Origin of the sequence: uncultured Polaribacter sp., assembly GCF_947503875.1 — a bacterium.
Taxonomy (GTDB): domain Bacteria; phylum Bacteroidota; class Bacteroidia; order Flavobacteriales; family Flavobacteriaceae; genus Polaribacter.
Map to the genome: position 1 here is coordinate 386,513 of NZ_CANNFH010000004.1, position 14,504 is coordinate 401,016.

13 protein-coding genes are annotated in these 14,504 nt (G+C 29.8%); 4 read left to right on the top strand and 9 right to left on the bottom strand.

What is annotated here, in order from left to right; translation table 11 throughout:
- Positions 1 to 10: 10 nt before the first annotated feature.
- The 3 genes from Q0684_RS08880 to Q0684_RS08890 all read left to right on the top strand — a co-directional run bounded on the left by Q0684_RS08880 (position 11) and on the right by Q0684_RS08890 (position 4,257).
- A complete protein-coding gene (locus tag Q0684_RS08880; protein WP_299015438.1) occupies positions 11 to 1,228 on the top strand; it encodes an NAD(P)/FAD-dependent oxidoreductase in 1,218 nt (405 codons plus the stop codon).
- Between the two features lie 118 nt (positions 1,229 to 1,346).
- Positions 1,347 to 3,854, top strand: coding sequence for a DPP IV N-terminal domain-containing protein (locus Q0684_RS08885; RefSeq protein WP_299015440.1), 2,508 nt, complete (start codon positions 1,347 to 1,349; stop codon positions 3,852 to 3,854).
- Between the two features lie 175 nt (positions 3,855 to 4,029).
- Positions 4,030 to 4,257, top strand: a complete 228-nt coding sequence (locus Q0684_RS08890; protein WP_299015443.1) for a hypothetical protein — start codon at positions 4,030 to 4,032, stop codon at positions 4,255 to 4,257.
- Positions 4,258 to 4,519: 262 nt separating this feature from the next.
- Here Q0684_RS08890 and Q0684_RS08895 read toward each other — a convergent pair whose 3' ends face one another.
- The 8 genes from Q0684_RS08895 to Q0684_RS08930 form a co-directional block, all read right to left on the bottom strand.
- Entirely contained in the window at positions 4,520 to 4,726 is a 207-nt protein-coding gene (locus Q0684_RS08895; RefSeq protein ID WP_299015446.1) for a helix-turn-helix transcriptional regulator, read from the bottom strand.
- Between the two features lie 2 nt (positions 4,727 to 4,728).
- The gene (locus tag Q0684_RS08900) at positions 4,729 to 5,475 is read right to left on the bottom strand and encodes a DUF2975 domain-containing protein (protein WP_299015450.1); all 747 of its coding nucleotides are present in this window, start codon (positions 5,473 to 5,475) and stop codon (positions 4,729 to 4,731) included.
- 2 nt (positions 5,476 to 5,477) lie between these two features.
- A complete protein-coding gene (locus tag Q0684_RS08905) occupies positions 5,478 to 5,981 on the bottom strand; it encodes a DUF2975 domain-containing protein (RefSeq protein ID WP_299015453.1) in 504 nt (167 codons plus the stop codon).
- A 2-nt stretch (positions 5,982 to 5,983) separates the two neighbouring features.
- Positions 5,984 to 6,505, bottom strand: a complete 522-nt coding sequence (locus tag Q0684_RS08910; RefSeq protein ID WP_299015456.1) for a DUF2975 domain-containing protein — start codon at positions 6,503 to 6,505, stop codon at positions 5,984 to 5,986.
- Positions 6,506 to 6,655: 150 nt separating this feature from the next.
- Entirely contained in the window at positions 6,656 to 7,357 is a 702-nt protein-coding gene (locus tag Q0684_RS08915) for a Bax inhibitor-1 family protein (protein ID WP_299015460.1), read from the bottom strand.
- Positions 7,358 to 7,671: 314 nt separating this feature from the next.
- Positions 7,672 to 8,595: a hypothetical protein gene (locus Q0684_RS08920; RefSeq protein ID WP_299015463.1), complete on the bottom strand. Its 924-nt coding sequence runs from the start codon at positions 8,593 to 8,595 to the stop codon at positions 7,672 to 7,674.
- A gap of 86 nt (positions 8,596 to 8,681) precedes the next feature.
- On the bottom strand, positions 8,682 to 9,116 hold the full coding sequence (gene umuD / locus Q0684_RS08925; RefSeq protein ID WP_299015466.1) for a translesion error-prone DNA polymerase V autoproteolytic subunit: 435 nt from the start codon (positions 9,114 to 9,116) through the stop codon (positions 8,682 to 8,684).
- A gap of 40 nt (positions 9,117 to 9,156) precedes the next feature.
- The gene (locus tag Q0684_RS08930; RefSeq protein ID WP_299015469.1) at positions 9,157 to 10,668 is read right to left on the bottom strand and encodes a PLP-dependent aminotransferase family protein; all 1,512 of its coding nucleotides are present in this window, start codon (positions 10,666 to 10,668) and stop codon (positions 9,157 to 9,159) included.
- 75 nt (positions 10,669 to 10,743) lie between these two features.
- Here Q0684_RS08930 and Q0684_RS08935 point away from each other — a divergent pair, with 75 nt between their 5' ends.
- Positions 10,744 to 12,561, top strand: a complete 1,818-nt coding sequence (locus Q0684_RS08935; protein WP_299015472.1) for a TonB-dependent receptor — start codon at positions 10,744 to 10,746, stop codon at positions 12,559 to 12,561.
- A 437-nt stretch (positions 12,562 to 12,998) separates the two neighbouring features.
- Here the strand turns inward: Q0684_RS08935 and rseP are convergent, their stop codons facing one another.
- Positions 12,999 to 14,351, bottom strand: a complete 1,353-nt coding sequence (gene rseP / locus Q0684_RS08940; protein WP_299015474.1) for an RIP metalloprotease RseP — start codon at positions 14,349 to 14,351, stop codon at positions 12,999 to 13,001.
- Between the last annotated feature and the right edge of the window lie 153 nt (positions 14,352 to 14,504).

Sequence of the window (14,504 nt, forward strand, 5' to 3'; positions counted from 1 at the left end):
CAGATTGAAGATGAAAAAGTATGATGTTGTTATTATTGGTGGTGGTCCTGCAGGCGGACAAACAGCAAGAAATTTAGCTAAAAAAGGCCATAATGTGTTGTTAGTAGAACGTTTTAATAGTTTTATGGACAATAATTTTTCTAGTGCAGGAATGACCTTAGAACCATTAAAAGAATTTGATTTACCAGAACATATTATTGGTGCTTATTGGAGTGATATTACTTTGCAATGCACTAAAAAAAGTTATTATTGGGCATCAGACACCAAACAAGGTGTGGTGCTAGATTATGGTAAATTAAAACAATTTTTGGCAGATGAAACTTTAAAATTTAACGGAGAAGTTTTAACAGGTTATAAATACATTAGTAAAAAAGTTGGCGATAATGAAGTTGTACTAACACTTCAAAAAAATAAAGGAAGCGAAACATTACAAGTGGCAACTAAATTGGTAGTAGATGCAACAGGCCCAATAAGAAAGGTTATGTACGATACCAAAGAAAAACAACCAAAAATGGATTTGGGAAGTGGCACAGAATATTTAATTGAAGTAGCGCCCGAAATTTACAAGCAGTATAAAGATAGGTTGGTGTTTTTCTTAGGTCACAAATGGGCTATAAAAGGGTATTCTTGGATTTTTCCTATGGAACAAAACATTTTAAAAGTAGGAGCAGGTAAAGTGCATTTAAAATCTAAAGAACAAGAAAACACAGATAAAACCACTAAAAAAATTACAGAGCAAATTATTAAAGAGTATTTAAAATGCGATACTTACAAATTGATTGACGCTCATGGTGGAATTATAAGATACGCGAATGGCTTAAAAGATAAATTTTACGAGAATAAAGTTTTTGCTGTGGGAGATGCTGTTTCTGCCATAAACCCAAGAGGTGGAGAAGGCATACGTTATGCTATGCAAAGTGCAGATTTAGCCTGTGTTTCTATAGATGAATTTTTAAGAACAGGTAAAACTAATTTTGATAATTATCGAAAAAAATGGCGCAGAAGAAAGTTGTTTAAATGGCGTTTAAGTGAAATTTCTAGCCAAAGAATGTACAGTAAATATTCTGATGAACAAATAGAAAACAGAGTACAATTTTTTCATGAAAATTTTAGTACACAAGTTTTAATTGATAGTTTATTCAATTTTAAATACAACCAAATTTTGTCTCGTATTTATCAATTTATTGTTTTAAAAGTAAAATATAAGTTTAAAAAAGAACAATTTTAAATTGCCTTTTTTGTTCTTGTATTAATGTTAAAGTTTTAAGAAATAGAACTCGAAAATTTGTGGTGTAATTTGTTTTAGAGAACTTTAGCTCGTAATTCAAATTAAACAAACACTACAAATGAAAAATTTTATCTTATTTTTTGTGTTTTTATTTACTGTTTCAGTAACTACAGCACAAGAAACGCCCAAACCAAATTACAGAGCTGCTGCTAAGTATTCGCCTAAAAACTTGGCAAAAATGGTGCATTCTACAAGTGTAAGACCACATTGGTTAAAAAAAGGAAACCGTTTTTGGTACGCTTATAAAACATCAGAAGGTTCTAAACATTATATTGTAGACGCAGATAAAAAGACAAAAAAATTACTTTTTGATAATGTAAAAATGGCAAAGTGGTTAACAGAAATCACTAAAGACCCTTATGATGCCAAACATTTACCACGTTTAAATATAAAGTTTAACAAGGCAGAAGATGCATTTCGTTTTAGAGTAACAGCAACAGAAGAAGTTGAAGTTGTAGACGAAGATAAAAAAGAGGAAACTAAAAAAGATTCTACTATTACCAAAAAGGCAAAAAAGAAAAAGCCTAAAATAGAGAAAAAAGTGTATTATTTAGAATACAAATTAGGTGGTAATGGTTTAACAATCATCAACAATAAAAAAGAAGAAAAAAGACCTTGGAGAAGATGGGCAAATGTTGCTCCAGACAGTTCTATTGTGTTGTATTCTAAAAATTACAATCTGTATTGGATGGATAAAATGAACTTTAAAAAGTTTATTAAAGATGAAAAAGATAGCACAGTTGTAGAAAACCAATGGACAAAAGATGGAGAAGAAAACTATGGTTATGGAGGTGGAAATAGAGGACAAGACAATGAAGATGTAGAAAAGAAAAAAGATGACAGAAAAGGCGTTTGGGGAACTTGGTCTCATGATTCTAAGAAATTTGTTTTTCAAAAATCTGATTCTAGACACATAAAAGATTTATGGGTAATTAATTCTACAGGTAAAAAAAGACCTACTTTAGAAACCTATAAATACCACATGCCTGGAGAACAAGAATACTACAAATCTGAGTTGTTAATTTTTGATATTCCAACAAAATCGCATGTTAAAGTGCCTTTAGATACCATTCGTCAGCAAAGTATTTCTGTATTTAGAGCTCCAAGAAAACAATCAAACAGAGATGATGATTTTCAACCTTCGTTGTTACTTTCTAATAAAGGAAAAGTATATTTTAGTGTAATCTCTAGAGACAGAAAAAAGTACGATATTAATGTTGCAGACATAAATACTGGAGAATATAAAACGTTAATAGAAGAGCGTTTTAATACCTACATAGAGTCTAGTCCTTTGGTTTTATTCAACAATGAAACAGAAATGTTGCATTGGGCAGAAAGAGATGGTTGGGCACATTTCTATTTATATGACGCAGAAGGGAACTTAAAAAATCAAGTTACAGAAGGCGATTATCATGTAGATGGTTTTGCAGGTTTAGATGAAAAAAGTAGAACCTTATATTTTACAGCAAATGGTGTAAATAAAAAACAAGATCCTTACTATTTACATACCTATAAAATTGGTTTAAATGGAAATGGAATGAAAACGCTAGATCCAGGAGATTTTACAGCAACTGCTTCTATGGCAGATTCTAACAAGTATTTTGTTAGCAATTATTCTAGAGTAAATACCGTACCAAAATCTGAATTAAGAAATGCAAACGGACGTAAAGTAATGGATTTAGAAACTGCAGATTTATCTCAGTTAATGGCTTCTGGATATAAATTTCCAGAACCTTTTAAAGTAAAAGCAGACGATGGTATTACAGATATTTACGGTGTAATGTACAAGCCTTTTGATATGGATTCTACAAAAGTGTATCCGCTTTTAGAATATGTATATCCTGGGCCACAAACAGAAGCTGTAAATAAATCTTTTTCTTACAGAATGGATAGGTTAGATAGAATGGCGCAAGTTGGTTTTGTAGTAATTACTTTAGGAAATAGAGGTGGACATCCAGATAGATCTAAATGGTACCACAATTATAGTTATGGCAATTTACGAGATTATGGTTTGGCAGATAAAAAATATGTAGCGCAACAATTGGCGAATAAGCACAAGTTTATTGATATTGAAAAAGTAGGAATTTACGGACATTCTGGAGGTGGATTTATGTCTACAGCAGCAATGTTGGTATATCCAGATTTCTTTAAAGCCGCAGTTTCTTCCGCAGGAAATCATGATAATAATGTGTATAATTCTTGGTGGAGTGAAACACATCATGGAGTGAAAGAAGAAATTGACGAGAAAGGAAAAATCTCTCATAAATATAAAATTGATGACAATCAATCTCTAGCAAAAAACTTAAAAGGACATTTAATGTTGATTCATGGAGATATGGATAATAACGTGCATCCTGCAGGAACTATAAGAATGGCAGAACAACTAATTAAAGCGCACAAACGTTTTAAATTTATGATTATGCCAGGACAAAGACATGGTTTTGGTAGCATGACAGAATATTCTTTCTGGTTAAGAGCAGATCATTTTAGTAAGTATTTATTGGGTGAAGAAGTTACAGATACAGATATTTTATTTATGAATATGGATAAACCAATGAATAGGTAATTCCATCCCATGCTAACCTTCCTATTTCGACTAAGCTCAATATAAACAAGGGAAGTGATGCTTACTCTTGAGGTAAGTATAAACCTTAAAGGATTTTATTGTTCTTTAGGGTTTATTTTTTTGATAGAATTAAGAATGTTCCTTAATTTTAGTTTGAATTTTAAATATGTGTTTTATGAAGAAGACTTATAAAATAATATCTACTGTAGCTATTGTGTTGTTTGGTATTTCTTATGTTTTTGATAAATTCGGTTTTTTATCGGCTTATAATCCTGATGATTTAAGGAGTATTCTTGTAATGGTGTATCTTTTTACGAGTTTAAGGTATAATCAGATAGAGATTGAAGATAAAGGTGCAGAAATTCAGCATTTAAAATTGAAATTAAAGAAATTTGAAGAATAGTTTTAGCACACGATTTTTATTTCGAACGTATGGAGAAGTCTCATAATCTAGCTAACGTAAATCATGGTAAGCATTATGAGATTTCTTCCAAAAGGTAGAAATAACGACAGGATTCTAATAAAGAAAACGATTCACACAACAGTTGTCACTTCGAACGTATGGAGAAGTCTCATAAACTAGCTAACATAAACTAGAGCAAGCGTTATAAGATTTCTCCCAAAAGGACGAAATGACAGGATTCGAGTGGAGAAAATAAAATAGTTTAATCTTCTACAAACTCTAAAATATCCGCTGGTTGGCAATCTAAAGCTTTACAAATTGCTTCTAAAGTAGAAAAACGAACTGCTTTGGCTTTCCCAGATTTTAAAATGGATAAATTGGCTGTAGTAATACCAATAATTGCTGCCAGTTCTTTACTTCGCATTTTGCGTTTGGCAAGCATTACATCTAAGTTTACAATAATTGCCATAATTATATTGTTAGGTCGTTTTCTGTTTGAATTTCGTGTGCTCTTTTTAGAAGTTTACCTAAAACGAACAAACTTAATGCAAATATAATTATGGTAAAATCTATATCTAATCTTGGATTGATACTTAGGTTTATATTTTGGTCTTGCATTTTATTTAAGCCAACATAACCATAATACAAACCAAAAATAATACTAAAAATTAATTTACTAAGTTGCCAAACAATCAATAAGCTGGCAATCCAATTTATTTTTTTTGTAAGCTGTAAACTAAAGGAAAGGTTTGTACTTAGTATTTTAAAAAGCGATTTTAACTGAAAAAAGATAAAAATGAGTATGATTATAGATAAATATGTGTTTAGAAAAATAGCAGAAGACAATACCCAATTATCTGTTTTTAAATTTAGGTAACTATTCATTGCTAAAGAATCTGTGTTGGACGATAATTCAAGATTTGAATTAGGTTTAAATTGCAGTTTTGTATCCGCATTAAAAGATAGGAAAACACGAACAGGAACATTTTTAGTATTTGCATACAGTTTTGATTTTTCTGAGGTTTCAATGGTATCATTATCAGTAAAAATAGTAAAAGAAATAGCGATTATTAAAAATAGAATACCACCCCAAAAAGTAAGGCTAAATAAGCCATGTAAAAACGTAGTCAGTCCCTTTTTTTTATAGATGCTATAAATGGCAAAAGAAAGAAGGCTAAAAATGGTTAGGTATAAAATTGTTTGAAAAATAGGAATCATAATTAAATCGTTAAATCGTTTTCTTGTTTTAGCGTATTTCCTTTTTGAATAACTTTACTAAAAATGATTAAAAAGAAACCAAAAACAACCATTAAAAGAGACAAATACCTTGAATCTCCATTGAAATACAAAAAGTATTTTACATCTATAAAAAAGATTGAAAAACTTAATAGAAATGCTATTAAGTTTGAAGCAATAAATAATTTACCAGCATTAAATAAGTAGTCAGATGTTAGGCTACTGAAATAATCATTTATTTGTTTTAGAAGTAATATTTTAATTAAAAAATAAGCACCATAAAGAAACAAACCAAAAGCCAAGATTTTTAAACCTACCAAAAGTTTTAAAAATAATGGAGTGCCTTCATTATTAAAGTGCCCTTGATATAAGACATCATTTTCAAATAATAAAGCAGAAACAATTAATATATTATCGGCTAAAAACCAAAATAGAATTAATGCAAATAGCGCTAAGGCCATTGTTTTTAGATTTTTTATCTTTTTCATAATTATATCGTTAAATCGTTTTCTTGTTTTGCGTTTTTGGCTATTTTAAAAATCTCACTTAATACCAAGAAGAATAATCCTAAACAAATATTCATAACATTTTCATTTGATCCTATTTCAAACGTAATACCTGATTTATAATAATATAAGTTAGAAACGAATGATAACACTATAGAAATAATAGCTGAAATAATTATCAGATTCCCGATTTTTAAGAAGGAATTGATTACATAATCCTCAAATATTTTTACTCTTAAAAAGTGATATAATACTTTCCTAAAAATATAGAATGCTGCTATTAATAATAAATAATTAATAGTAGAAATTGAAATTAGTATATTAGAAAACAGGTCTTTTGGATTGTAATTTTCTGAGTCAATTATTAGTTCTATATCTATAAAACTTAAATCTGTAAAGTCTATAAAGAAAACTCCAATAGCTATTGCAATGCAACTTAGCATTAAAGGAATTGTTATAATAAAAATAATATCTACAATTGTTTTTAAAATATTTAATTTTCTCATAATAATTATTGTTTTACGATAACAAATATATAAAAATTATTGAAAAACAATAATAAAATAGTTTAAAAAAATAATTATTTAAGTTTAAAACAAAAAAAATCAGCACTAAAAAGCACTGATTTTGTTGAAAATATAAGTTAAAAATATCTATTAATCTCTAGACATAAATATTCTTAAAATATACCAAAATAATAACATTAAAGAGGCAAATAAACCCAAAGAAGCAGGTATATAATCTTCGGTTCCGTATTTGTTTACCATTTCAGAAGTTTGGTATAAAATGCTACCTGCAGCCAAAACACACATACCTACAGAAAACCATAAACCTAAATTAAAGCCAAATAAAGTACCCGCTACAATTAAACCAATTGCTATAAAAAAGCCAACGGTTAACCCTGCTTTTATAAAAGAAAAATCTTTTTTAGTTACAAAAACAATGGCAGAAATACCTATAAAAAGTGCTAATGTAACTAAGGCTGCTTGTTGCACTAGTTCAGTACTTTCTGTGTAATACATAGCAATGTACAAAAGCGGTACAAAAATAATGGCTTGTGCAAAAACGTATAATGCGTAGGCCATATATTGTATGTTTTTGTCTGTCGTTTTTAGAGCAGTACTTTCTGCGTAATTGGTAGCTAACATAAAACCACCTAACATTACTAGCCAACGCCAACCTTCTGTCATAGACAACATAAAGTTTACAATGGCATCACTTTGTAACAGTAAATATTCAAAAAGCACAAATAGTAAAACGCCACCTGCAACGTGCGTGTATGTTTTTTTATAAAATTCTACACGAGCTTGGTCTGTAGACTCAATTAAAAGCGTTTTGTTGGTTAAATTATTGTCCATAATAGTTTTTGGTTTAATTAAATGATTTGGTTTTATCTTATTTTTTAATTGATTGTATTTAAATTGTAATTCAAGTTTTATGCTAGAAATATAGTACTAATCCAAGTTTTATTACAACTAACGCAAGTCAGTCTGAACCTGTCGAAGACCTTTTTCATTATTTTATTTTACAAGCTTCACTTCGACAAGCTCAGTGAGACATTTTGATTTTTAATTTATTGTATTTAAATCATAATTTAAGTTTTATGCTATAAATATAATATTAATCTTAGTTTTATTACGACTAACGTAAGTCAGTCTGAGCTTGTCGAAGACTATTTTATCTCAATTATGCGTTCTTCAATATTTGTACTGCCTTGTGCTTTTACTTCTTTTGTTTCTATGCTATAGATTACCCATCCTGTTGCTCCATGTATTCTAGAGGCCGTAAAAGTTTCGTTGGTTAATGTCGGAAAATCTTTACGATCTGGAAATTTAGCAACACCATTATTTAATTTTTTAAGATATTTATACGTTTCATTGGTTAGTTGTTCTGCATTTACAACCTGCTGCATTCTAATTACAGCATTACCATCTTCTGTATTAATTTCATCTAAACTATAACTTAGGTCTGTATCAAAAGGTTTACCACCAAAATTATTACGTAAGCTAACATTACCCTTCACTTCTTCGTTTAAAGTGTATTTTATACCATGAAAACTATAAAACTGAATGGCATCTTTTATCGCATTTGCTTCAATAGCCTCTTTAGAGTTAAAATTTTTCATTACACCATTTATAATGTTGCTAATGTTTGGTACATCCTTTAATTCGTCTTTTAATTGGTCTATTACTTTAAGTTGATAATCTCTAATGCTTTCCCAATTTACAACTTCCATAAAAGAACCAAATTCATCTGTCTTAATTTGTACAACAATATCACTTGCTAAAGCACTAATTTTTTGTATAATTTCATTGTCGGTTTCTACTTTGTAGTTTTTATAATTCCACGCTGTAGTGTAACTATTTGCGGTAGAATCTATTATTTTTAAATCAACTTCGTAAGTGGTAAATTCTCTAGAAACTGTGTCTTTTCCTTTCAATTTTAGTTTTTCTAAAGAAACATTATAAGATTGCTGGTCTAATTTAGACCAATAACCAATTACTTGCACAGTAGAATCTTTTACGCTTATTTGAGAAAATAGAGGTGCACAAAAAAGAAAGAACGCAAAGGCTATAAATATTCTTTTAATTTTCATGTGCTCATTAGGCTTTTTTAAGATAATAATTGATGGATAGTTAATTGGTCTGAGCTTGTCGAAGACTAAATCAAACCCAGGAATAACTAAACCTTTTTAATTACATTAGTTACAATACCCCAAATTACAAAATCATTTTCTTCTGTTATTTTTATAATGGGATAATCTGGATTCTCTGGTTGCAACCAAATTTCATTGCCTTGCACACGCAACCTTTTTACGGTAAACTCGCCATCTACATAACAAACGGCAATTTTTTTATCTTCTGGGCGCAAACTTCTGTCTATTACCAATAAATCTTGATCGTTTAAGCCTGCATTTATCATAGATTGTCCTTTTACTTTGGCAAAAAAAGTAGTTTCTTTATTTCTAACCAATTCTTCATCTAAAGACACACGCTCTTGTTCAAAATCTTCTGCAGGAGCAGGAAAACCGGCAGAAATACCATTATCTATAAAAAAGGCACCTTCAATTTCCGAGGGTTTTGGCGCAAAAAAATCTAAATTTTCAGATGTAATCATAATTAGCCAAATTAAAACTTTTCTTTTAATTTTTTACTTTTTAGGCTTGTAAATCTTTTGTAGTAACCTCTAAGTAAGCGGCTTTTAATTTCTGAATCACATTTTCTAACTCTTCAACAGTTAAATGACCAAAACCAAAACGAATAGCACAAGTGTTTTTATCTTGATATAAAATGGTTTTTGGCAAAAATAAATTGTTTTTTTCTGCGGCTGTTGCCAATTTTATTAATGATATTTTTGGTTGAAAATTCAACCAAATTGCTAAACCTCCATTAGGAATTTGCCAAGAAGCTATTTTAGAAAAATGCGTTTGTAAAAGTTGTGCTAAAACGTCTCTTCTTTTTTTATAAGTAACAATATTTTTATTCATTAAACGATGAATTTCGCCTTCGTTAATTAATTCAGACAACATTTGTTCTTGTATTAAATCGCCTTGTTCATCTAATAAATACAGATAATTTTTTGCTTCTGTTATTAAATTTTCTGGCGCAATTACAAATCCTGTTTGAAAACTAGGAAATAAAGATTGCCCTAATTTACCTAAATAAATTACCATACCATTTGTATCTATACTTGCCAAAGGCTTTGTAGGTGTATTGTTATACTGAAAATCGTAATCATAATCATCTTCAATAATTGCAAAACCATAGTTTTTAGCCAATTTTAGCAATGCCAAACGTCTTTTTGTACTTAGACTTATAGTTGTTGGGTAGTCTCTATTGGCACAAATGTATAGGCATCTAATACTTCCTTTTTTATAATTTTCTGCTATAAAATTTACATCTAAGCCATATTTATCTGTTGGAATGGTTTCTATTTGAGCACCAGTTTGCTGAAAAATCATATTTGCAGCATAATTACTTAAATTGCCTACCAAAACTACATCCTTTGGTTTAATTAGTAGTTGAGAAACAATGTATAAACTCATTTCTGTACTTCTGGTACTTATTATATTTGCAGGCCTGCTTGTAAAACCCCTTGTTGTATTTAAATAATTACACAATTGTATTTTAAATATAGATAATGAGGTTTCTAAAGGTCTATTCCATTTTTTAATTAAAGTTTTACGTTTCATGGCAGCACTGTACCATCTTGTAAACTCATTTACAGGATGCAAACGCAAATCTGGTTTACCATCGTTTATAGTATATTTTGCTGCAGTTTTTTGTAACGTAGAAGCTAAATGAAACGATTTTTGAAAAGCAAAACCCGTTTTTTTTATGGCCGTTTTTGTACTATTTAATTGATGTGAATAAGCCTTTAACTTATGTTGTTTCACTTTTAAAGGAGCCACAAAAGTTCCTTTGTTAGGTAAAATGGTTACCCAACCTTGTGCAGCCAATTCATCATAAATAGCAACTGCAGTATTTCTATGTATTTTTAATAGTGAACTTACAGCTCTAGTTCCTGGTAATTTTGCAGCTGCTGATAAATCGTTTCTTTGTATGGCTTTAATAATTTGTTCGGCAACTTGCGTATAAACAGGTTGCGCAACAGATTTGTTAAAACGAATTTTTGTTCTAAAAATCTCAAAAACCGGACTATCTTTCATTTTAAAACTGGACTATCTTTAAAGTGTTTAAAGTTACGACTTTTGCTCTGTTATTCATATCAAAATAAAATTAAAATGTTTCGTAATAAAATAGTAGTTCTTGTTTTTTTTCTGTTAAGTTTTCACTTGTTTTCACAAGATAAAAAAGAAGCACAAAAGTTAGATACTATAATTCTTATATCTAACAGAATAGATTTACCTTTTAAAGCCAATTCTAGAACTATAAACATTGTTTCTGCGGCAGATATTAAAAATAGTGCAGCTACAAACGTTGCAGATTTATTACAGCAAGTGGCAGGTGTAGATATTAGAAGAAGAGGTACAGGTGGTGCACAAGCAGATTTATACATTAGAGGTGGTGGTTTTGACCAAACTTTGTTGTTAATAGATGGTATTAAAATGGATGATGCACAAACAGGGCACCATACCATGAATGCAGCTTTACCAATTGAAGTAATTGAAAGAATAGAAATTATAAAAGGACCAGCAGCAAGAGTTTTTGGGCAAAATGCATTTACAGGTGCTATTAATATTGTAACTAAAAAGAAATTACGAAGCATTGCTTCTGTTAATGTTGAAGGTGGTTCTTTTGGACAATTAAATAAATCTGTAACCTTTGGCGAAGAGTTTGAAAACGCTTCTTTTGTAGCGCATATTGGTTCTTTGACATCTGAAGGTTATAGAAATAATTCTGATTACGATAACAACAATTATTTTATAAAAGCAATTGTAAATAAGAAGAAACAGCCGATAGAAATTATAGGTACTTTTTTTGATAAAAAGTTTGGTGCAGAAAACTTTTATACTACAAACCCTACTTTTAATGAATATGAAGAAACTCAAAATAGTGTAATAGGTGTTTCTACAACTTTTAAAAACGATAAATTTAAAGTTACACCACGTGTTTATTGGAGAAGAGGTCAAGATATGTTCTTGTTAAGAAGAGATGATCCTGCTTTTTTTAGAAACCATCATATTACCAACAAAGTTGGGGTAGAAACCAATGCTTCATATACTTCTAAATTAGGAATTACTGGTTTTGGTGTAGAGTTTTCTAGATACGCAATAAGCAGTAATAATTTAGGAGATAGAAACAGAACAATTACAAACTTATTTTTAGAGCACCGTTTTAAATTAGGTAATATAGTAGATATTACACCAGGTGTTGCTGTAAGTTATTTTTCTGATTTTGATTTTAATGCCTTTCCAGGTTTAGATTTAGGTGTACAAATTACAGACAATTTTAAAGCCTATGGTAATGTAGGTTTTACGTTTAGAGTACCAACTTATACAGATTTGTTTTATAGCGATCCTGTAACTTCTGGTAACGAAAACCTAGAACCAGAAAGTGCTTTCGCACAAGAAATTGGTTTTAAATATAACAGCACACGTTTTGCTGGTTCTATTGCATTTTTTAATAGAGATTCAGAAAACTTAATTGATTATATAAGACCAAATGTTAATATAGATGTTTTTAGTGCCACCAACATTGCAGAAGTAAACACGCAAGGTTTTGAACTAGAAGGTGCTTATAACTTTCAAATGGCAGGTTACAAACAGGTTTTAAACTTTGGTTATACGTATTTAAATGATGATATTTTAGATCAAAATAAAGATTTATCACGTTATTCTTTAAACACTTTAAAGCATCAATTTGTAACTCGTTTTACAAGCAAACTGTTTAAAAATGTGAGTCAGAATATTATTTATAAGCACGCAGAAAGAACAGTGGGTACAAGTTACAATGTTTGGGATGCTTCTGTAATTTTTAATTTTCATAAATTTAATTTTACAGTTACTGCTAACAATATTTTTAATGCAGATTATATAGAAAGTGGTTTTGTGCCAATGCCACCAAGTAATGTTTTATTTGGTTTGCGCTACAATTTTTAAATATTTATTTGAGTTAGTTTTTGCTAAAAACCATCAGCTTTTATAAGTTGATGGTTTATTAGTATTACTTTAATGTGAAATCGCTATTACTCTTATTGTTGCTGTTTTTATTTAGCCGTTAATTAGTTATTTGTCATTTTCAACGCAAAGCAGTATAATTGAGAAATCTAAACCATAAGTTTTAATTGAATAGATTTTTCGGCTCCACTACGTTTTGCTCGAAATGACAAGTTTTGGTGCTTTTTGAATAACCTTTTTTATTTATTTAAGAATATAAAAGAGAGGCTATCTAAAAAGTATTTTCCAACTGTCATTTCGACTTTATGGAGAAATCTAAATGATAAGTTTTTAATTGAATAGATTTATCTACTCCATTTTATTTCACTAAAAATGACAAGTTTTGGTGCTTATTAGATAGCTATTTTTTTATAAATTGGTTATTTAAACAACCTAAAAATATCGTTTCCGTTTGCAAAAAGTAGCAGTGTTACTAGTAATACAAACCCAACAACTTGTGCGTATTCTAAAAATTTATCTCCAGGTTTTTTACCAGTTATCATTTCCCAAAGGGTAAACACAACATGCCCTCCATCTAAAGCAGGTATTGGTAAAAGGTTCATAAAACCTAACATAATAGATAAAAATGCGGTAATTGTCCAAAAAGATTCTGCACTAAATTCATCAGGAAAAATACTTCCAATAGAAATAAAACCACCCAAACCTTTATATGCTCCTGTGCTTGGGTTAAATATTTTCTTTAGCTGTTTTACGTAATCAGTTAAGGTTTTCCAAGATTTGTTCCAACCAGCAGGTATTGCTTCTGCAAAAGAATAGTTGATATCTGCTAAATTATAATAGCCTAACTTCTCTAAATCTTTACCCGGTAAAATTGTGAAACCAACACCAAATTTACCTTCTTCTGTAACTTGTAAATCTATTTGTTTTGTTTGGTTACCTCTTTTTACAGTAGCTGTAACTTTTTGATTTTTAAGACCTAGTAAAACATCTTCAGCTTGGTCAAAATATTTTATAGTAGTACCATTTATAGCTGTTATAATGTCTTTAGGCTTTAAATCTGAATCTACGTTAGGTGAATCTTCAGAAATACCAGCAACTGTAAAAGGATAACGTGGGTAAACTAAAGGTCCCGCATTTTTACCTCTATCCATTAACTGAGAAATAAAATCTTCAGGAATTTCTTTATCTAAAATTTGCCCTTTTCTTTCAATTTGGTAATTGTTTCCGTTGATAAACTCTAAAGTTAAACCAGCAAATTTTTGAATTGGTGCACCATCTACAGTTAAAATTTTATCGCCAGTTTGCAAACCTAAATTTTCTGCTAAAGTATTTTCTACCCAAATACCATCTTTATCATTTACACTTTGGTTTGGTAAAAACTCTTCACCATAAGACCACATTAGCATTATGTAGATAAAAATACCTAACACAAAGTTTACAAAAACACCACCCAACATTATAATTAAACGTTGCCAAGCAGGTTTAGATCTAAACTCCCAAGGTTTTGGTGGCAATGCCATTTGTTCCTTGTCCATGCTTTCATCTATCATACCTGCTATTTTTACATAGCCACCTAAAGGAATCCAGCCAATACCATAAACGGTTTCGCCTACTTTTTTCTTAAAGATAGAAAATTTATAATCGAAGAATAAGTAGAATTTTTCTACTTTGGTTTTAAATAATTTTGCGGGTATAAAGTGCCCTAATTCGTGCAAAACAATTAGTAAAGATAAACTTAGTATAAATTGAGATGCTTTTATTAATATTTCCATTCAGCGTTAAATCATAATTAAAATGCAAACAAAGGTACATTTTTAAAGAGAGTTGTAAAAGAACAATTGCAAGATGCTTTTTTATTTTAACAAAGAATTTAGAATGCTTGGGTTTTCCTTGCTTTTTTAGCGCAATTTTAAGTCGTATTTTTG

Excerpts from the sequence above, each read along its gene's own strand:
- Q0684_RS08880 (WP_299015438.1), top strand. The coding sequence starts at position 11 with ATGAAAAAGTATGATGTTGTTATTATTGGTGGTGGTCCTGCAGGCGGA.
- Q0684_RS08885 (WP_299015440.1), top strand. The coding sequence starts at position 1,347 with ATGAAAAATTTTATCTTATTTTTTGTGTTTTTATTTACTGTTTCAGTA.
- Q0684_RS08890 (WP_299015443.1), top strand. The coding sequence starts at position 4,030 with ATGAAGAAGACTTATAAAATAATATCTACTGTAGCTATTGTGTTGTTT.
- Q0684_RS08895 (WP_299015446.1), bottom strand. The coding sequence starts at position 4,726 with ATGGCAATTATTGTAAACTTAGATGTAATGCTTGCCAAACGCAAAATG.
- Q0684_RS08900 (WP_299015450.1), bottom strand. The coding sequence starts at position 5,475 with ATGATTCCTATTTTTCAAACAATTTTATACCTAACCATTTTTAGCCTT.
- Q0684_RS08905 (WP_299015453.1), bottom strand. The coding sequence starts at position 5,981 with ATGAAAAAGATAAAAAATCTAAAAACAATGGCCTTAGCGCTATTTGCA.
- Q0684_RS08910 (WP_299015456.1), bottom strand. The coding sequence starts at position 6,505 with ATGAGAAAATTAAATATTTTAAAAACAATTGTAGATATTATTTTTATT.
- Q0684_RS08915 (WP_299015460.1), bottom strand. The coding sequence starts at position 7,357 with ATGGACAATAATTTAACCAACAAAACGCTTTTAATTGAGTCTACAGAC.
- Q0684_RS08920 (WP_299015463.1), bottom strand. The coding sequence starts at position 8,595 with ATGAAAATTAAAAGAATATTTATAGCCTTTGCGTTCTTTCTTTTTTGT.
- umuD (WP_299015466.1), bottom strand. The coding sequence starts at position 9,116 with ATGATTACATCTGAAAATTTAGATTTTTTTGCGCCAAAACCCTCGGAA.
- Q0684_RS08930 (WP_299015469.1), bottom strand. The coding sequence starts at position 10,668 with ATGAAAGATAGTCCGGTTTTTGAGATTTTTAGAACAAAAATTCGTTTT.
- Q0684_RS08935 (WP_299015472.1), top strand. The coding sequence starts at position 10,744 with ATGTTTCGTAATAAAATAGTAGTTCTTGTTTTTTTTCTGTTAAGTTTT.
- rseP (WP_299015474.1), bottom strand. The coding sequence starts at position 14,351 with ATGGAAATATTAATAAAAGCATCTCAATTTATACTAAGTTTATCTTTA.